This window comes from Haemophilus sp. HMSC066A11, from assembly GCF_001811665.1.
GTDB classification, from domain to species: Bacteria; Pseudomonadota; Gammaproteobacteria; order Enterobacterales; family Pasteurellaceae; genus Haemophilus; species Haemophilus influenzae.
In genome coordinates, this window is record NZ_KV805866.1 from 496,741 (window position 1) to 515,045 (window position 18,305).

The 18,305-nt window shown below is 37.1% G+C and carries 14 protein-coding genes and 1 pseudogene; 6 read left to right on the top strand and 9 right to left on the bottom strand.

Translation table 11 applies throughout. The features are described from left to right. Positions 1-26 precede the first annotated feature (26 nt). The 3 genes from mltC to mutY are packed head-to-tail and all read right to left on the bottom strand — an operon-like array spanning position 27 to position 2,501. A complete protein-coding gene (mltC, locus tag HMPREF2813_RS05460; RefSeq protein WP_005648474.1) occupies positions 27-1,100 on the bottom strand; it encodes a membrane-bound lytic murein transglycosylase MltC in 1,074 nt (357 codons plus the stop codon). 14 nt (positions 1,101-1,114) lie between these two features. Further along, complete coding sequence (locus HMPREF2813_RS05465) at positions 1,115-1,387, bottom strand: oxidative damage protection protein (RefSeq protein ID WP_005648477.1); 273 nt, start codon at positions 1,385-1,387, stop codon at positions 1,115-1,117. Beyond that, positions 1,365-2,501 (bottom strand): A/G-specific adenine glycosylase, encoded by a 1,137-nt coding sequence (gene mutY, locus HMPREF2813_RS05470; RefSeq protein WP_005655543.1) that lies wholly within the window; start codon positions 2,499-2,501, stop codon positions 1,365-1,367. Before mutY ends, HMPREF2813_RS05465 begins: the two co-directional genes overlap by 23 nt. Positions 2,502-2,677: 176 nt before the next feature. Between mutY and rpmE the strand changes: the two genes are divergently transcribed. After that, positions 2,678-2,890 (top strand): 50S ribosomal protein L31, encoded by a 213-nt coding sequence (gene rpmE / locus HMPREF2813_RS05475; protein WP_005625828.1) that lies wholly within the window; start codon positions 2,678-2,680, stop codon positions 2,888-2,890. Positions 2,891-2,967: 77 nt separating this feature from the next. On the opposite strand, the gene HMPREF2813_RS05480 is transcribed toward rpmE, so the two are convergent. Beyond that, positions 2,968-3,651 carry a 2,3-diphosphoglycerate-dependent phosphoglycerate mutase gene (locus tag HMPREF2813_RS05480; protein WP_005652337.1) on the bottom strand — a complete coding sequence of 228 codons (684 nt, stop codon included), beginning with the start codon at positions 3,649-3,651 and terminating at the stop codon, positions 2,968-2,970. A gap of 175 nt (positions 3,652-3,826) precedes the next feature. Between HMPREF2813_RS05480 and envC the strand changes: the two genes are divergently transcribed. Both envC and HMPREF2813_RS05490 read left to right on the top strand, forming a co-directional pair. Further along, positions 3,827-5,059 carry a murein hydrolase activator EnvC gene (gene envC, locus HMPREF2813_RS05485; RefSeq protein WP_005690341.1) on the top strand — a complete coding sequence of 411 codons (1,233 nt, stop codon included), beginning with the start codon at positions 3,827-3,829 and terminating at the stop codon, positions 5,057-5,059. Further along, positions 5,059-5,901 carry a divergent polysaccharide deacetylase family protein gene (locus HMPREF2813_RS05490; protein ID WP_005660162.1) on the top strand — a complete coding sequence of 281 codons (843 nt, stop codon included), beginning with the start codon at positions 5,059-5,061 and terminating at the stop codon, positions 5,899-5,901. The genes envC and HMPREF2813_RS05490 overlap by 1 nt, the downstream gene beginning before the upstream one ends. 60 nt (positions 5,902-5,961) lie before the next feature. Here HMPREF2813_RS05490 and HMPREF2813_RS05495 read toward each other — a convergent pair whose 3' ends face one another. Continuing rightward, positions 5,962-6,705: a glycosyltransferase family 25 protein gene (locus HMPREF2813_RS05495; protein ID WP_005660164.1), complete on the bottom strand. Its 744-nt coding sequence runs from the start codon at positions 6,703-6,705 to the stop codon at positions 5,962-5,964. A 474-nt stretch (positions 6,706-7,179) separates the two neighbouring features. Continuing rightward, on the bottom strand, positions 7,180-11,073 hold the full coding sequence (purL, locus tag HMPREF2813_RS05500) for a phosphoribosylformylglycinamidine synthase (RefSeq protein ID WP_014551077.1): 3,894 nt from the start codon (positions 11,071-11,073) through the stop codon (positions 7,180-7,182). A gap of 327 nt (positions 11,074-11,400) precedes the next feature. On the opposite strand from purL, the pseudogene HMPREF2813_RS05505 reads away from it, so the two are divergent. After that, a pseudogene (locus HMPREF2813_RS05505) lies at positions 11,401-11,796 on the top strand (DUF1440 domain-containing protein); the annotation flags it as partial. A gap of 62 nt (positions 11,797-11,858) precedes the next feature. Further along, complete coding sequence (tpx, locus tag HMPREF2813_RS05510; RefSeq protein ID WP_012054603.1) at positions 11,859-12,356, top strand: thiol peroxidase; 498 nt, start codon at positions 11,859-11,861, stop codon at positions 12,354-12,356. A 218-nt stretch (positions 12,357-12,574) separates the two neighbouring features. Here the strand turns inward: tpx and dapF are convergent, their stop codons facing one another. Both dapF and lexA read right to left on the bottom strand, forming a co-directional pair. Further along, entirely contained in the window at positions 12,575-13,399 is an 825-nt protein-coding gene (gene dapF / locus HMPREF2813_RS05515; protein ID WP_014551078.1) for a diaminopimelate epimerase, read from the bottom strand. Positions 13,400-13,541: 142 nt separating this feature from the next. Further along, on the bottom strand, positions 13,542-14,165 hold the full coding sequence (gene lexA / locus HMPREF2813_RS05520; RefSeq protein ID WP_005648504.1) for a transcriptional repressor LexA: 624 nt from the start codon (positions 14,163-14,165) through the stop codon (positions 13,542-13,544). 253 nt (positions 14,166-14,418) lie between these two features. On the opposite strand from lexA, the gene plsB reads away from it, so the two are divergent. After that, complete coding sequence (gene plsB / locus HMPREF2813_RS05525) at positions 14,419-16,851, top strand: glycerol-3-phosphate 1-O-acyltransferase PlsB (protein WP_014551079.1); 2,433 nt, start codon at positions 14,419-14,421, stop codon at positions 16,849-16,851. A 79-nt stretch (positions 16,852-16,930) separates the two neighbouring features. Here the strand turns inward: plsB and HMPREF2813_RS05530 are convergent, their stop codons facing one another. Further along, positions 16,931-18,265, bottom strand: a complete 1,335-nt coding sequence (locus HMPREF2813_RS05530; RefSeq protein ID WP_014551080.1) for an NAD(P)/FAD-dependent oxidoreductase — start codon at positions 18,263-18,265, stop codon at positions 16,931-16,933. Positions 18,266-18,305: the final 40 nt, after the last annotated feature.

Genomic DNA, 18,305 nt, shown 5'->3' on the forward strand with positions numbered 1-18,305 from the left:
ATTTTTGATTATCTGAAAAAATTCAATTATCGTCTAACACGGAATTTTTTCTGTGCCTTATCAACTTTCAACAAATAATTGCGTGCTTGTGATGATGGGTGAACTGTCGTTAGAATGCGATAAACTTGTTCTGGATACATTTGATTGATTTTGTAAATCGCCGTATCCTTATCATTATCAAAAACACGTAACACTGCACCTGCACCACTATTATACGCAGAAATCATGGCAAAACGTTTTGAGGTTGGATTCGTAATTCCATCTAAATATTGATTTTGCAAAATCCATAAATAAGACACACCAGCATCAATATTATTCGCAGGATCATATAAATAACGCGTTGATGGCTGTCCACCTTTGCCTTTCATTGCAAATACATCTCGACCTGCTGTATGAGGCACGACTTGCATTAATCCAATAGCATTTGCGTAGCTAATCGCATATGGGTTAAAACTTGATTCTGTTTGCATAATGCCCAAAATCAAACTTTCATCGATGCCATAACGTTGTGCAGCTTTACGAATTAATGGTAAATATTTTCGTGCACGCACTTCTACGTGGTTTGCAATCATAGGAACAGAGACAAATTGCACGGTATGCCCATTCTGTAACCGACGTGTTTGCAATTTATTTTGAATCAAATAAGTGGCGAAATTACTTGCGATAACTTGATTAGCAATTTGTTGCCCTTGATGATCTACAACCTGCCCCAAAAGAAATGGACGAGAGCTAATCGGCACATCACCAGATGCAAATAAATCAATACCTTTTGCATCCGCTCCCATTAACAAGGTATGAACAATAGCATTATGTAATCGATTTAAATCTTGCTGGGTTTCAATAACGATATTACCTTCATCAAAACTCACATGGCTACGCGTATAAAAAGAATCTGTATATTTCACATAATCTTTACGGCTTGCCACTAACAATTCATTTACGCCCCAAATTCGGTCAATATTATGCGAGAATTGCCCTGTGAGAATATCTAACCCTTGCGTGTCTTTAGCAAAGGCTTCATCATAGTTAATACCTTGATTCGATGAATTACTACAAGCATACAAAAAAGGCAATAATGCCAATAATAAATATTTTTTCATTGTAGGATAGATAACTAATTTGATGGTGGAACATAACCTTCAATATGAACATCTTTACCTTCAAACAAAAAATTAACCATTTCTTGTTCTAATAATTTACGGTGCTCTGCATTCATCATATTAAGTTTTTTTTCATTCACAAGCATCGTTTGTTTCTTAATCCATTCGCCCCAAGCCTGTTTACTTACTGAATCAAAAATACGCTTCCCCAACTCTCCTGGATAAAGTTGAAAATCTAAGCCTTCCGCTTCTTTTTTGAGATATTCACAAAATACTGTTCTTGCCATAATGATTCCTTACAAATTGTATTAAAAGATTTTTCACAGGCTGAGCCAGCCCGATCGGTTCAGGATTTTGTGGATCATACCAATATTTGACCGCACTTGATAGGTTTGATTGATATTCTTTTGTGCTTTCCATCACTTTTCGCCAGTCCAAATTAGCCTGCTCTACGCATAAAGTACTCTCCATTTCAGCATAAATTGGATGAATATCTAAATGAAAATGGCTAAATGTATGTCGAAAACTCGGCCATTCTTGATAATGCGTGACTTTTTCTTGGGCTAAAAAATGAAGCAACGAGGATTTATCTTCAAATTGTGGAAAACAAAATAATCCGCCCCATAATCCTGAGTTTTCTCGCTGTTCCAAACATACTTTGCCATTTTTCGACAAAATTAAAAAATAGGTAGTTTTTTCTGGCATCGCTTTTTTAGGTTTTTTAGCTGGAAATTTTTCCCAGTTTGTATTTTTATAAGCCAAACAATCTATATTTAACGGACAAAGATCGCATTTGGGCTTAGTTCGCGTGCAAACCATTGCACCAATGTCCATCATTGCTTGGTTAAAATCTGCCACACGCGTCGTAGGTGTAACTTGCTCCGTTAATGTCCACAAGCGATTTTCTACTTTTTTCTCGCCACTCCATCCCTCAATAGCAAAATAACGCGCCAACACACGTTTAACATTACCATCTAAAATTGGATAAGGCTGATTTAAAACAGAAGATAAAATGGCACCAGCAGTTGAACGTCCCACTCCAGATAACGCCCAAACTTGCTCAAAATTTGTCGGGAAATTTCCATTAAATTCATCCCGCACTTTTTGAGCGGCTTTATGTAAATTACGCGCTCGTGCATAATAGCCTAAGCCCGTCCATAAATGTAACACTTCATCTTGTGAAGCATTGGCAAGTGCGGTGATATTTGGAAATGTTTTGATAAACCGCTCAAAATAAGGAATTACCGTCGCAACTTGCGTTTGTTGCAACATCACTTCAGAAAGCCATACACCATAAAGCGTTTTATTTTGCTGCCAAGGTAAATGCTTGCGTCCAAACTTGTCGTACCAAGCTAAAACAGATTTGGCAAATGGCGCATTGATGGAAGATTTTGCTAACATAAAAAGAAAAGTGCGGTTAAAAATGCTGATGATTTTACACGAAAATAGAGCTTGTTTATCTGCATTTTTTCAGTATAATTCGCAACCTATTTGGTGCCAATTATGGCGTATTATTCACTCACGCGGTGTGGGGAGAAAGTTCCTATAGCGGCGTGGCTTCATTTTGAGGTTTTTCTATGAAACAAGGTATTCATCCAGAATATAAAGAAATTACTGCGACTTGTTCTTGCGGTAATGTGATCAAAACACGTTCAACTTTAGGCAAAGACATCAACCTTGATGTGTGCGGTAACTGCCACCCATTCTATACTGGTAAACAACGTGTTGTTGATACTGGTGGTCGTGTCGAGCGTTTCAACAGCCGTTTCAAAATTCCAAGCACAAAATAATTTGGACTTGTTTAAAAACCCCGCTAATTTGCGGGGTTTTGTTTTATACAGTTAGAACAACAATACGTTGAACTTAATTAAAGATAGTAATGTTCTACATAATTTAATTTATCATCAAGTTTTAAAACTAAAGGCTGACCTGTTGGAATTTCAAAATCCATAATTTCAGCATCAGAAATACCGATAATATGTTTTGCCAACGCACGAAGTGAATTACCGTGAGCAACTACTAAAACACGTTTGCCAGAAAGCATTGCTGGTGCAATTTGATCTTCCCAGAATGGTAATGCGCGTTCTAATGTTAATTTTAAATTTTCTGCGTTTGGCACAACATCAGATGGAATATTTGCGTAGCGACGGTCATTGTGTGCAGAATTTGGATCTTGTGGATCTAAATCTGGTGGAGAAATGTCGTAAGAACGACGCCAAATATGAACTTGTTCGTCACCGTATTGCTCCGCAGTCGCTTTTTTATCTAAACCTTGTAAAGCACCATAATGACGCTCATTTAAACGCCAGTTTTTTACTTGCGGAATCCATAATTGATGGGATTCTTCTAACACGATGTTACAAGTTTTGATTGCTCGAGTTAAAACAGAGGTAAATGCGATATCAAATTCATAACCTTTGTCTAACAGTTTTTTACCCGCAGCTTTTGCTTCTTCCACACCACGTTCAGTTAAATTCACATCACGCCAGCCTGTGAATAAGTTTTTCGCATTCCATTCACTAAAACCGTGACGGATAAATACTAATTCCATAAGAATCTCCTAATGTTTTCAAATAAAAAGAACGCGCATTTTATAGCAAAAAATCCTTAGCTTTAAAAGTTAAAAGGGATGATTTCCTGATCTTTAGCAAAAAATAACCATCAAACTTTTTCGCCTTTTAACAAATATGATAAGATTTGCGAGTTTTACGAATTTAGGATGAATTATGTTGCGTTTTGGCGTTAATCAAAAAACATCATTATTATTAACCGCACTTTTAAGCTGCGGTTTATTAATATTTTCGCCTGTCAGCCAATCTTCCGATCTCAATCAAATTCAAAAACAAATTAAGCAACAAGAATCTAAAATTGAGAAACAAAAGCTTCAGCAAACTAAGTTGCAAGCGAATTTAAAAAAACACGAGAGTAAAATTAACAGTGTTGCGAGTGAACTGCTTGAAACCGAAATAAGTTTAAAGGAAATTCGTAAGCAAATTGCCGATGCAGATAAGCAATTCAAACAATTAGAAAAACAGGAACGTGAGCAAAAAGCACGATTAGCCAAACAAATGGATATAATTTATCGTTCAGGCATTAATCCATCGCTGATTGAACGAATGTTTGCCAAAGATCCGACAAAAGCAGAGCGAATGAAAGTTTATTATCAGCATTTAAATCAAGTTCGGATTGAAATGATTGATAATTTAAAAGCAACGCAAGCACAAATTGCAGTACAAAAAAAGGCGATTCTCTCTCAACAAAAGAATCACCGAAATCAACTTTCCACACAAAAAAAACAACAACAAGCATTGCAAAAAGCACAGCAAGAGCATCAATCTACGCTGAATGAACTCAATAAAAATTTAGCCCTAGATCAAGATAAATTGAATGCACTAAAAGCAAACGAACAAGCACTTCGTCAAGAAATTCAACGAGCTGAACAAGCAGCCCGCGAACAAGAAAAACGTGAAAGAGAGGCACTTGCTCAACGCCAAAAAGCTGAAGAAAAACGAACATCAAAGCCTTATCAACCAACTGTGCAAGAACGCCAATTACTTAATAGTACAAGCGGTTTAGGGGCGGCAAAAAAACAATATTCCTTACCAGTTTCTGGTTCAATTTTGCATACTTTTGGTTCTATCCAAGCAGGCGAAGTACGTTGGAAAGGTATGGTAATTGGCGCATCAGCAGGCACGCCTGTTAAAGCAATTGCAGCTGGACGCGTCATTTTAGCGGGATATTTAAATGGTTATGGTTATATGGTTATTGTTAAACACGGCGAAACTGATTTAAGTTTATATGGCTTCAATCAAGCGGTATCAGTGAAAGTTGGTCAGCTTGTTTCAGCAGGGCAGGTTATTGCTCAAGTAGGAAATACAGGGGAAATATCACGTTCTGCGCTTTATTTTGGTATTAGCCGTAAAGGAACGCCAGTAAATCCTGCAGGGTGGGTTCGTTGATGAATATTCTGATAAAAAGTGCGGTAAAAAATTTCATTGTTTTTTCTACCGCACTTTATACCTCTTTTTCTTTTGCTCAAAGTAAACTTGCTATTGTGATTGATGATGTAGGCTATCATTCCAAAGAAGATGCGGCAATTTTTGCGATGCCGCGTGAAATTTCCGTAGCAATTATTCCTGCTGCGCCCTATGCTCGAGCACGTAATCAAGAAGCAAAATCTCAAGGTAGAGATATTTTAATCCATATGCCGATGCAACCAGTAAGTGCAGTGAAAATAGAAGACGGTGGGCTGCATTTAGGAATGTCTGCAGCACAAGTAAATGATCGCGTTAATACGGCTAAAAATATTGTGCGTGATGCCATCGGTATGAACAATCATATGGGGAGTGCAGCTACGGCAGATCCCCAATTAATGACTTATTTAATGACCGCACTTCAAGAAAAACATTTATTCTTTTTAGATAGTCGAACAATAGGAAAATCTGTAGCTGGGAAAATAGCAAAAGAACAAGGCGTGCGTTCATTAGATCGCCATATATTTTTAGATGATAGTAACGAATTCGCAGACGTTCAACGTCAATTTAAAGCAGCAATTCACTATGCCAGAAAACACGGCTCCGCCATTGCAATAGGTCATCCTCGTGCAAATACAATAGCGGTGTTACAAGCAGGTCTTAACAATTTACCAGAAGATATCCAACTTGTCGGAATGGGCAACTTATGGCGAAATGAAAAAGTTATTCCGCCCAAGCCATTTATTTTATTATTCAGCGAAGTGCCTGCGCCAACTTCTATAGAACCTTTTGAGCCTGTAGGAGTATTGCGTGGAATTCCAAAATAAAACAGTTGCTAATATTTAAAAATAAACATTAACAACTGCTTTGTCTACTATATCAATTTATCAATGGAATAAGTTATAAATACGTCTTTTAAGATTAGTTTTTAGATTAAACAACTCTCTCATAATCACTATTTTTAATGATCTCTGTTTCTTTTGTTTCTCATAAATAGTTGATTCTATCTCGCCATCATCTTCTAAGCAAAATGGTACTATTGCATAAGGTGGTACTTTATTCTCAAAAAAACGATCCATTGTCACATCCACGGTTAAATACCACTCCTTGCTTTGTGTTAAAAATTTCCTTGCTGCTTGGGGAGTTAAATAATAACCTGTAGCACCAGCAAATCCTTTACTAAATTGATATATCGAAAGATTACCGAAATTAGAGATCAATTTTCTTTTATTTTTCAAACGATCAGGTTGTAACCAGAAAAATTCAAACGTATTTTTATCGCTATTAATAAAATCAAGTACTTCTAAGAAATTATTTTTAAATTTAGCATCATCTTCTAATACAATAATAGGGTAATCTAATTCTACACATTTCTCCCACATAGAATAATGGCTCGCATAACAGCCTAATTGACCCAAGGTTAAAGGATACCCCTTTGCATTCAACCGCTTATTTTCATTGTAACGTTGAAACAATGGGTGATTCGGATTTGATTTTCCATAAATAGCATCAAAAAAGTGAATTTCTTGTATTAAATTATTCGAAAATAACTGTTCAAACTGTGCTTGCATATAAGCTTTTCGATCTGTAGATTTTTCTAGATTAATAATGAAGATAGGTGTAATAAACATAATCTCTCCATAGTTATTTAAATGGAACGATAAATTTCTGCTTATTTTGTGTAGCAGTAATTCTTTTATGTTTAGTAAACAATCTTATTATTTTTTCTAATATTGTTCTCTTTTCTTTTACCTTATTTATTTCTTGAAGAATAATTTGTTTGCTTTGTGATGTACTATTTAAGTCACTCTTTGCTTGCTTGCTTGCTTGCTTGCTTGCTTGCCAAGACTATCTAAAATTTCATTTCTTATTATCAAGTTATTATTAATATGTGTTAATGTGATTAACATAATTCCGCCTTCATAAAATATTTATTTATAAAAAGACAAATCGTAAACGATGTGATTTGTTTAGTTATGGTAGATAATTATACCCCTACCTATTCATTTTACAAATACGTAAATTCCGTTTTAAAAGTAACGCACACAGTGAAAATCTGCTAGATTTCCACCGCACTTTTTTAGCGTTCAAGTCCATTTATTTCTTTAAAATACCATTCTTGCATTTCTGAATAATCTCATCCACGCACCGTCTTCTGTCCAGTTTTCTGGGTGCCAAGAGTTACTCACAGCACGGAACACACGTTCAGGGTGTGGCATCATAATAGCAACTCGCCCATCAAGATTTGTAATTGCAGTAATGCCCTCCGCAGAACCATTCGGATTGGCTGGATATAGTTCAGTGGGGCTACCGTTGTTGTCAATATATTGTGCGGCAATGATGCCTTGTGCTTTTAAGCCTGCAAACTGTTCAACTGATTTAAACTTAACTTGTCCTTCCCCGTGAGAAACCGCAATGGGCATATGTGAGCCAGCCATTCCTGCAAACCAAACTGAATCCACTTCATTAATTTTCACTAAACTCACACGCGCTTCAAAGCGTTCAGATTTGTTGCGTACAAAATGCGGCCAGTTTTCTGTACCTGGGATAATTTCCGCCAAGTTAGAGATCATTTGACAACCGTTACATACGCCTAAGGTCAGTGTGTTTGGATTGATAAAAAACTGGCTGAATTGCTCGTGTAATTTCGGGTTAAATAAGATGGATTTTGCCCAACCGCCCCCTGCGCCAAGCACATCGCCGTAAGAGAAACCGCCACAAGCAACCATTGCATTGAATTCGGCTAAATTACGACGACCAATCATTAAATCAGACATATGCACGTCAATTGCATTAAAGCCTGCACGATCAAACGCTGCTGCCATTTCATAATGACTATTTACACCTTGTTCACGTAAAATTGCAATGGTTGGTTTTACACCTTTATTGATAAATGGCGCAGTAATATCTTCATTCACATCGTAAGTCAAAAATGCGGATAAGCCTTTGTCGTCAGGGTTTTTCTTAGCTTCAAACTCTTGCTCAGCACACTCTGGATTATCGCGTAAGCGTTGCATTTGGTAAGTTAATTCTGCCCAAATACTACGTAATTCAGAGCGTTTTTCGCTGAATAATTTATGGCTGCCGCGGCTGATCTCAAAGCGATCATCAGCAGTTACCGTACCTAATTGGTGAGTAATACCAAGCAAATTGTGAGCTTTCAACACCTCACGTACACTTTCTAATTGACTATCGGTAACTTGGATAACCGCTCCCAATTCTTCGTTAAATAATACCGCTAAATCATTGTCGCCTAAGGCTGAAATATCAACTTCTACCCCACAATGCCCTGCAAACGCCATTTCTGCAAGAGTTGTGATTAAACCGCCGTCCGAACGGTCGTGATAAGCCAACAATTTATCTTCTGCCACTAAAGTTTGCATTGCATTGTAAAAATCTTTTAAGCGTTGAACCTTTACCACATCGGCAGGCTTGTCTCCTAACTGTTTGTACACTTGAGCAAGTGCAGTCGCACCTAATCGATTATGCCCTTCGCCTAAATCAATTAGCAATAAACTCGATAAACCTTTGTCGGTACGAAGTTGTGGCGTAAGCGTTTTACGTACATCTTCTACACGAGCAAAAGCGGAAATTACTAATGAAAGTGGGGCGGTCACTGATTTTTGTTCGCCATTATCGATCCAAGTGGTTTTCATCGACATTGAGTCTTTACCCACAGGAATAGTTAAGCCTAACGCAGGACAAAGTTCTTCGCCCACAGCTTTTACTGCTTCATAAAGTCCAGCATCTTCGCCTGTGTGACCTGCTGCACTCATCCAGTTGGCAGAAAGTTTAATACGTTTCATCTCGCCAATGTGGGTGCCAGCAATGTTAGTAATCGCCTCCGCCACAGCTAAGCGTGCCGAAGCCGAGAAATTTAGCAAGGCAACTGGAGAGCGTTCGCCCATTGCCATTGCTTCGCCGTGGTAGCTATCCAGTGAAGCAGTAGTAACAGCCACATCAGACACGGGGATTTGCCAAGGACCCACCATTTGATCTCGTGCCACCATACCTGTTACAGAACGGTCGCCAATAGTAATTAAGAAAGTTTTTTCTGCAACAACGGGTAAACGTAATACACGATGGAATGCTTCTTTTAATTGAATACCTTCTGTTTTAAGTGATTGATTTTCTACTGTTTTTGACAAAACTTCATGCGTCATTTTCGGCGTTTTGCCTAATAACACATTCATTGGTAAATCAATTGGATTATTATCGAAATGACTATCGTGCAAGATTAAATGTTCTGCTTGTGTTGCTTCGCCAATCACTGCAAAAGGGGCACGTTCACGCTCACAAAGTGCGGTAAATAATTCGAGGTTTTCTGGCGCAACGGCTAATACATAACGTTCTTGCGATTCATTACACCAAATTTCCAATGGCGACATACCTTTTTCATCACAAAGAATAGAACGCAGATCGAATTTTCCTCCACGCTTGCCATCGTGTACCAATTCAGGCATTGCATTAGATAAACCACCCGCACCCACATCGTGAATAAACAGGATTGGATTTTCTTCGCCTAATTGCCAACAGCGGTCAATAACTTCTTGGCAGCGGCGTTCCATTTCCGGATTTTCACGTTGAACAGAAGCAAAATCTAAATCTTCTTTTGATTTACCACTGTCCATCGAAGAAGCAGCACCACCACCTAAACCAATGTTCATTGCTGCCCCACCCAAAACGATCAATTTAGCACCGACTGGAATTTCGCCTTTTTGAACCTGTTCGCCACGAATATTACCGATTCCTCCCGCTAACATAATCGGCTTGTGATAACCGCGCACTTCTTTTCCTGCAAAACTATTTACTTTTTCTTCATAAGTACGGAAATAACCTAATAATGCTGGGCGACCAAATTCATTATTAAATGCCGCACTACCTAAAGGCGCATCTATCATAATATCCAAGGCAGAAGCAATGCGATTTGGTTTAGACAATGGATTTTCCCAAGGTTGTTCAAAGTTTGGAATAACGAGGTTAGACACCGAGAAACCTGTTAAACCTGCTTTGGGTTTTGCCCCACGCCCCGTTGCCCCTTCATCACGAATCTCCCCGCCAGAGCCTGTTGCAGCACCAGGAAATGGCGAAATTGCTGTGGGATGGTTATGTGTTTCCACTTTCATTAAAATGTGAGCATCTTCTTGATGAACACGATATTGTCCATCAGGATCAGGAAACCAACGCCCGACTTTCGAACCTTCCATTACTGCAGCATTATCTTTATAAGCAGAAAGCACAAAATCAGGCGTTTTCTCAAAGGTATTTTTGATCATTTTAAACAGCGATTTATCCTGTTTTTTGCCATCAATAATCCAATCGGCATTAAAAATTTTATGGCGACAATGCTCTGAATTCGCTTGTGCAAACATATAAAGCTCCACATCCTGTGGATTACGCTTTAAGGCAGTAAAACTTTCCACTAAATAATCCATCTCATCATCTGCCAACGCTAAACCCAAGGCAATATTCGCCTGTTCTAATGCTTGACGGCCACCATTTAAAATATCAATGGTAGTTAATGCTTTGGGTTCTTGTTGAGTAAAAAGCAAGGCTGCTTCTGTTTCGTGATTTAACACGGTTTCTAACATACGGTCGTGTAATAAATCTTTCAGCGTAGCCAATTCTGCTTCGGTTAAATCACGCTCAATATTGAAGTAATAGGCTATACCACGTTCAATACGATTTACCTTCGACAAACCACAATTGTGAGCGATGTCCGTCGCTTTTGAAGACCAAGAGGAAATTGTCCCCACTCGTGGAGTCACAATTAAACAATATCCTGCAGGCTTGAGTTCAGAAAACATTGATCCATAATGCAATAATGCTTGTAATTTAACGATTTCATCTTCTACAAGCGATGTTTTTTGTTCAACAAAATGCAAATACTCTGCATAAACTGACGTAATAGGCAATTGATATTGCTGGCATTTTTGTTGAAGTTGAGTTAAACGAAATTCAGAAAGAGCAGGCGAGCCACGAAAGGTTTTGACAGTCATATTGCAGTTCCGTATAAAAGAAAAATAAAAAACAGACGTATTATAACGAACAAAGCAAACGTTTGCATTCACAAAATAAAACAATAAGATTTATGTTCAAACATACTCCCTATTTTCAAGTAATACAAAGCTTATACTCGCTCTACAACCGCTAAAAAATCAATCAATTTATCTATTGCTAATAAATTTTAAAACCTTATGAACAGCCAGCCAAAGATAACCCAATTGAAGTATTTTTGTTTGATAATGTGATATAACAGACGTAAAATTACACACTTTCATAAACTCGGAAATTTTTATACTTTTAATTAATTTAAGGACATAACAATGAGCTTATTTTCAGAACCATCTAAACGTCATTATGGCGTTGCAATTTTTTGCAGGTTTTATCTCTGCTTTCGTTAAATGGGGAGCGGAGCATCCTTTTCCACCGCGCAGAGCCCTATTGATTTCTTTGAAGCTGCGTGCAAAGTGGATATTACAGGTTTAACTCAAAATCAAATTTTTGAGGTGTGCTCACGTGCATTTTTAAATCCTCCACATGTTTTTTTACGTGATTATTTAGGAATCGATCCAACTCAAGCAGTATTTACCTTTGCTGTTCACGGATTTAACTGGATCGGGGTAACGCACATACTGTTTTCATTAGTCTTTGCTATTGGTTATTGTGTGGTGGCTGAAATTTTCCCGAAAATCAAATTCTGGATAGCTTTAATTGGTGGAAATAATTAGAAAGCGTGGTATAGTTTAAACACTTTTCACTTAATCTAAATAAAGAGGATTTTATGACAGTTACATTAGCAGGAAACCCTATTGAAGTTGGCGGACATTTCCCTCAAGTAGGCGAAATAGTAGAAAACTTTATTTTAGTCGGTAATGATTTAGCCGATGTTGCATTAAACGATTTTGCAGGTAAACTCAAGGTCCTAAATATTTTTCCAAGCATCGACACAGGTGTGTGTGCGACTTCAGTACGTAAATTTAACCAACAAGCGGCAAAATTAAGTAACACCGTAGTGCTTTGTATTTCAGCAGACTTGCCCTTTGCTCAAGCTCGTTTTTGTGGAGCAGAAGGAATTGAAAATGCCAAAACAGTTTCAACTTTTCGTAACCACGCATTACACTCACAATTAGGCGTAGATATTCAAACTGGCCCGTTGGCAGGTTTAACTTCTCGTGCGGTTATTGTGTTAGATGAACAAAACAATGTTTTACACAGCCAGTTAGTTGAAGAAATTAAAGAAGAGCCAAACTATGAAGCTGCATTGGCAGTGTTAGCGTAGTAGATAAAAGATTTAAAACAAGAACCGCCGAGAGGCGGTTTTTTATTATGCTAATAATCTATTTCTTTAAGTAAAAAATCTAGAGGTTGTATAAAAAATGCTTGTTCTGATTACTTAAAGTTATCAAACAGTTCAATAAAAATATATTTAGATACAAAATGTTTACGCTAATTTAAGAAAAACGCCTCACCTTTTTTAAGATAAATGGGGAAAAAATATTAAAGAGTTATAAACCCATCATAAATATGGGTCGCCTCGCCTGTCATATAAAGTGGATGACCAACACCATTCCATTCGATCATGAGCGAACCGCCCGGTAAATCTACTTGGACATTGTTGTTTAATAAGCCTTGCATAATTCCAACTGCAACAGCTGCACAAGCACCACTTCCACAGGCTTGAGTTTCGCCAGCACCACGTTCATAAACTCTAAGCTTAATATGTTCTTTGTTGATGATTTGCATAAAACCAGCATTGACACGCTCAGGAAAACGTTCGTGGTTTTCTAACAAAGAACCAAGCTGTTCAACATTTGCTGTTTGAATATCATCTACTTGTACAACACAATGAGGATTCCCCATTGAAACTGCACCACATAGTACGGTTTGAATATCTGTACGCAGAATATAATTTTTCTCAAATTTATTTGCGGTAAATGGAATTTTTGCTGGTTCCCAAATTGGTTCGCCCATATTCACACGAATTTGATTATCATCTTTTACCGTCAAAACCATATTACCCTTTTGTGTACTAACTGCAATGTCTTTCTTGTTAGTTAGCCCTTTTAATGTCACAAACCGAGCAAAACAACGAGCACCATTTCCGCATTGTGAAACTTCGCTTCCATCAGCATTAAAAATTCTATAATGAAAGTCGAGTTCGGGATCGTAAGGAGCTTCAACAATTAAAAGTTGATCAAACCCAATTCCACAATGGCGATTGGCTAAACGTCGGATCGTTTCTGGAGTAAAAAACACATTTTGAGTGACTCCATCAACCACAACAAAATCGTTACCTAATCCGTGCATTTTGGAAAACTGCATTTTTCCATCCTTTGTATAAATTCAAGATTTTTGCATTATAAAGAGCAGCAAAAATCATGGCAAATAAAGAACTCTAGTATAAGCAAAGTGCGGTAAAAATACCGTAAATTTTTACCGCACTTTATTCATTCTTGGCATCAGATTACATCCAAGCGTTATTGCGAATAATGCCTACTGCAATACCTTCAATTTCAAAATTTTTTTGTTCTTCAAGATTGACTACTATAGGATCAAATTCTTCATTTTCTGCGTGTAGATAAATGATAGAACCTTTTTTCTCAAGACGTTTTACTGTTACTTCATCTTCAATACGTGCAACCACAATTTGTCCGTTACGTACATCCTTAGTACTATGCACAGCTAGTAAATCACCATCTAAGATACCAACATTTTTCATTGATAGACCATAAACTTTAAGTAAGAAATCAGCCTGTGGTTTAAACATATCTGCATCTACTCGATATGTCGCTTCAATATGCTGCTCTGCAAGAATCGGTTCTCCAGCAGCCACGCGCCCTACAAGCGGTAAACCGTCAAATTCATCATTCGAACTATTGTCTAAAATACGAATACCACGAGATGCGCCGGGAATGATTTCGATTGCACCTTTACGTGAAAGTGCTTTCAAATGTTCTTCTGCGGCATTTGCAGATTTGAAACCTAATTCTCGAGATATTTCTGCTCGTGTTGGTGGCATACCTGTTGTTTCCAAATGGCGTTTTAATAAATCCAACACTTCTTGTTGGCGTGCGGTTAATGGTCTCATATACACTCCTGTTTTTAAATACAGATAACTGGCATTGTATACAGATTGTGTAAAGTTGCAACTGTTATTTTTTAAATCTGTGTATTAAGTCACATTTTGTCGCCAAATTTTCTAAATTAGTTGAGATCGGATATGTTAAAATATTTGAGTTTTTAGACGATAAAAACACCAAAGGGCTAAAAATAGTTCTATTCACAAACTGCTTTTAAACGTCTATAAGATCTACAAACTTATAACAAAGAGAAAATTTATTATGGCAAATTTTATAAATATGTATCGCCAATTATTGAGCTTGCCGCTGTCTGCATTGGTGAAAAATAATCCTATTCCCGCCAATCCAATAGAAGAGCTTTCACTTAATATTCATCAACCTATTGTTTATGTTTTGCCTTATACATCTCAAACTGATTTCGTTATTTTCCGCCGAAATTGCTTAGCGTTAGGCTTGCCCGATCCCGCAGAGAAAAATGAAATTAATGGCGTTAAGTTACCACGTTATGTATATTTAGACGAAGGTCGCCGAATTTTTAAATCAAAAGGTGCGAAAGACGAAACCACTACCATTTTCAATAAATATCTTGAATTACACCGCACTTCTGAAAGTTTAGATGTGCAACTTATTCCTGTTTCTGTTCTTTGGGGACGTTCTCCCGGACAAGAAGATAAATCAGATTTGCCTAATTTGCGTTTATTAAATGGTATACAAAAAACATTTGCAGCAATTTGGTTTGGACGTGATACTTTTGTGCGTTTTTCTCAAGCGGTTTCATTACGTTATATGGTAGTTGAGCATGGCTCAGATGAAAAAATTGCACAAAAGCTGGCTCGAGTTGCAAAAATGCACTTCGCAAAACAACGTATTTCAGCAACAGGTCCTCGTTTACCAAATCGTCAAGCAATGTTTAATAAATTATTGCAATCAGAAGCAATCCGACGAGCAATTGAAGATGAAGCAAAATCAAAAAATATCAGTATTGAAAAAGCACAAAAAGAAGCATATAAAATTTTGGATGAAATTGCAGCTGATGTCAGCCATTCAAGTTTACGTGCAGTAGATCGTTTTTTACGTTGGCTTTGGAATAAACTTTATTCAGGTATTGATGTACAAAATTCGAATCGTGTCCGTAAATTAGCGTTAGAAGGTCATGAAATTGTTTATGTGCCTTGCCACCGTAGTCATATCGATTACTTATTGCTTTCTTATGTGCTTTATCATCAAGGTCTTGTTCCGCCACATATCGCGGCAGGGATTAACTTAAATTTCTGGCCTATAGGTAGAATGTTTCGTAGTTGGGGGGCATTCTTTATTCGCCGCACTTTTAAGGGAAATCGACTATATTCTGCCATTTTTCGCGAATATTTATCAGAACTATTCCATCGAGGCTATTCCGTCGAATATTTTATTGAGGGCGGTCGTTCTCGTACAGGTCGTTTACTGGCACCAAAAACAGGTATGATGTCAATGACACTTCAGGCATTGCAACATAGTCAAACTCGCCCCATTTCGATTGTTCCTGTTTACGTTGGTTATGAACACGTATTAGAAGTAGACACTTATGCAAAGGAATTACGTGGTGCAGCGAAAGAAAAAGAAAATGCGGGTTTAGTACTTCGTGTAATTAAAAAATTACGTAATCTTGGTCAAGGTTTTGTAAATTTTGGTGAGCCAATTACGCTTTCAAACTATTTGAGCCAACATTTCCCTGATTGGAAAGAGCAAAATCACGAAGAAAAACCACAATGGTTTACACCTGCGGTAAATAATATTTCTAAACAAGTAATGATTAATATTAACAAAGCAGCGGCAGTTAATTCAATGAACCTTGTGGGTACAGCACTACTTTCATCTCGTCAGCGAGCACTTTCACGTGAGCAACTGTTAGAACAACTTAGTAGTTATCAACAATTGTTACAAAATGTCCCTTATTCTACGGACGTAGTGCTACCAAATGTGACACCGCAAGCAATGTTAGAACACGTATTAGCTTTAGATCGTATAGGTGTGTTAATTGAAAAAGATAATTTTGGCGAAATTGTACGCTTAGAACGTTCATCTGCTGTACTAATGACTTATTATCGTAATAATATTCAGCATCTATTCGTATTACCATCTTTAGTTGCGAGTATTATTTTGCATTACGAAGCGATCCAAAAAGATTTACTATTAGACGCGATTAGAAAAATTTACCCTTTCTTACAAGGCGAATTGTTCTTACATTTCAATGAAGATGAATTGAATGTACAAATCCATCAAATCATTAATGAATTTGCACGCCAAAGCGTTATTAATTCAAATGATAACTTCTTATCTATTAATAAATCAAAAGTACGAATTTTACAGCTTTGGTCTGCGGGAATGCAGGAAATCTTGCAACGTTATTACATTACTGTCACTATTTTACAAAAACAACCTGCTATTTCTCGAGCTGAACTTGAAAAAGAAAGCCAGCTTGTTGCTCAACGTTTATCAGTATTACACGGCATAAATGCACCAGAATTCTTTGATAAAGCGGTTTTTTCAAGCTTTATTGCAAACTTGAAAGAGCAACGTTACTTTGATGAATCTGGTTATACTGTTCTTGATAAAATAGAAGAGTTAGCTTCAACGCTTTCCCATTTGATTTCAACAGAAATTTGCTTAACGGTGAAAGGAACAATTGAAAAATCCGAAGATCTTTCTTCATAAAACAATACTGAGGGCATCATTGATGCCCTTTCTTTTATATAAATGATTTAGATCGCATTTAACGAAAAACTATACTTAATCAATGCAATTTTAATCTTGGTTTTAAATAACGATTCAATTTATCAACGAGAATAATCAAACCAATTTTAATACAACCGTGCAAAGCATGTTGGTGCATTCGATACAAAGATACATAAGCAAACTGCGCAAATTTACCTTGAACGGTAAGTGGATTTTTACCAAACTTATTGGTTAGACTACCAAGTGCGGTAAAATTTGACAGAGAAACTAAAGTACCTTTATCGTTATATTTAAAAGATTTCAGTGGTTTATTTTCAAACAATGCAAAAATATTTTTTGCACAAGCCTTTGCCATTTGATGTGCAGCTTGCGCTCTTGGCGGAACCAATTTACCATTTGATTGTATAAATGCAGCACAATCGCCAATCGCAAAAATACTATCATCAACGGTAGTTTGAAGTGTATCTTTAACCACTAATTGATTGATACGATTAATTTCTAATCCATCAAATTGCTGCGTTACTGTTGAGACGCGAACCCCTGCTGCCCAAACAATAAGATCAGCTTTAATCTCCCTGCCATCTTTGGTAATAAGTGTATTTGGCTGCGCCTCAGTAATCATTGTGTTTAATTGCACATTGGCACCCATTTCCTTTAATTCATCTAACACAGCAGCAGATAAATTTTCAGGTAATGCTGGCAATAAACGTGTTCCTGCTTCGACTAAAGTAACTTGTAAGCAAGAACTATCAATTTTACCATAACCGTAAGAAGACAAATCTTCAGCGGCATGATAAAGTTCTGCGGTTAATTCCACACCAGTTGCTCCACCTCCCACAATAGCAATATTTACTTTATTTTCATCCACTAACTTTTGTTTAAATTCTTCTTCGCCAATGTCATCTAATGCGCGGTTTTCTGAAAATTTTAAAAATAATTCCAACAGTTTATGTTGAAAACGTAAAGCCTGTTTTGAACTATCTAAAAAAATACAATTATCAGCCACCCCTTTTGTGTTGAAATCATTAGATTTACTGCCAATGGCAATCACTAAATAATCGTAAGGAATTCGACGAGCAATGACAAGCATATCGCCCTCTTGTCCATAAACAGGTGCAAGTTCAACATATTTTTGCTCGCGATTAATACGTATAATTGAACCTTGCTCAAAACTGAAAAAATGATTTTTACCGTGCGCACGATAACTTAAAGAATCAACGCCATCATCCATTACGCCTGTTGCAATTTCATGCAATAAGGGTTTCCATAAATGGGTGGCATTGCGATCAACCAGCGTTACTTTAGCTTGTTTTTGACGACCTAATTTATTACCCAAAAATGTTGCTAATTCAATACCGCCAGCACCTCCACCAACGATCACGACGTTTTTCATAAAGCTCTCCTAAAAGTTTAAATTGTTAAAAATGTTACAT

Bases quoted from the DNA above. Each gene is read 5' to 3' on its own strand.
- HMPREF2813_RS05480 (WP_005652337.1), bottom strand. From the start codon at position 3,651: ATGGAATTAGTATTTATCCGTCACGGTTTTAGTGAATGGAATGCGAAA.
- dapF (WP_014551078.1), bottom strand. From the start codon at position 13,399: ATGCAGTTTTCCAAAATGCACGGATTAGGTAACGATTTTGTTGTGGTT.
- tpx (WP_012054603.1), top strand. From the start codon at position 11,859: ATGACAGTTACATTAGCAGGAAACCCTATTGAAGTTGGCGGACATTTC.
- HMPREF2813_RS05495 (WP_005660164.1), bottom strand. From the start codon at position 6,705: ATGTTTATTACACCTATCTTCATTATTAATCTAGAAAAATCTACAGAT.
- HMPREF2813_RS05490 (WP_005660162.1), top strand. From the start codon at position 5,059: ATGAATATTCTGATAAAAAGTGCGGTAAAAAATTTCATTGTTTTTTCT.
- envC (WP_005690341.1), top strand. From the start codon at position 3,827: ATGTTGCGTTTTGGCGTTAATCAAAAAACATCATTATTATTAACCGCA.
- rpmE (WP_005625828.1), top strand. From the start codon at position 2,678: ATGAAACAAGGTATTCATCCAGAATATAAAGAAATTACTGCGACTTGT.
- HMPREF2813_RS05530 (WP_014551080.1), bottom strand. From the start codon at position 18,265: ATGAAAAACGTCGTGATCGTTGGTGGAGGTGCTGGCGGTATTGAATTA.
- mltC (WP_005648474.1), bottom strand. From the start codon at position 1,100: ATGAAAAAATATTTATTATTGGCATTATTGCCTTTTTTGTATGCTTGT.
- HMPREF2813_RS05465 (WP_005648477.1), bottom strand. From the start codon at position 1,387: ATGGCAAGAACAGTATTTTGTGAATATCTCAAAAAAGAAGCGGAAGGC.
- plsB (WP_014551079.1), top strand. From the start codon at position 14,419: ATGGCAAATTTTATAAATATGTATCGCCAATTATTGAGCTTGCCGCTG.
- mutY (WP_005655543.1), bottom strand. From the start codon at position 2,501: ATGTTAGCAAAATCTTCCATCAATGCGCCATTTGCCAAATCTGTTTTA.
- purL (WP_014551077.1), bottom strand. From the start codon at position 11,073: ATGACTGTCAAAACCTTTCGTGGCTCGCCTGCTCTTTCTGAATTTCGT.
- lexA (WP_005648504.1), bottom strand. From the start codon at position 14,165: ATGAGACCATTAACCGCACGCCAACAAGAAGTGTTGGATTTATTAAAA.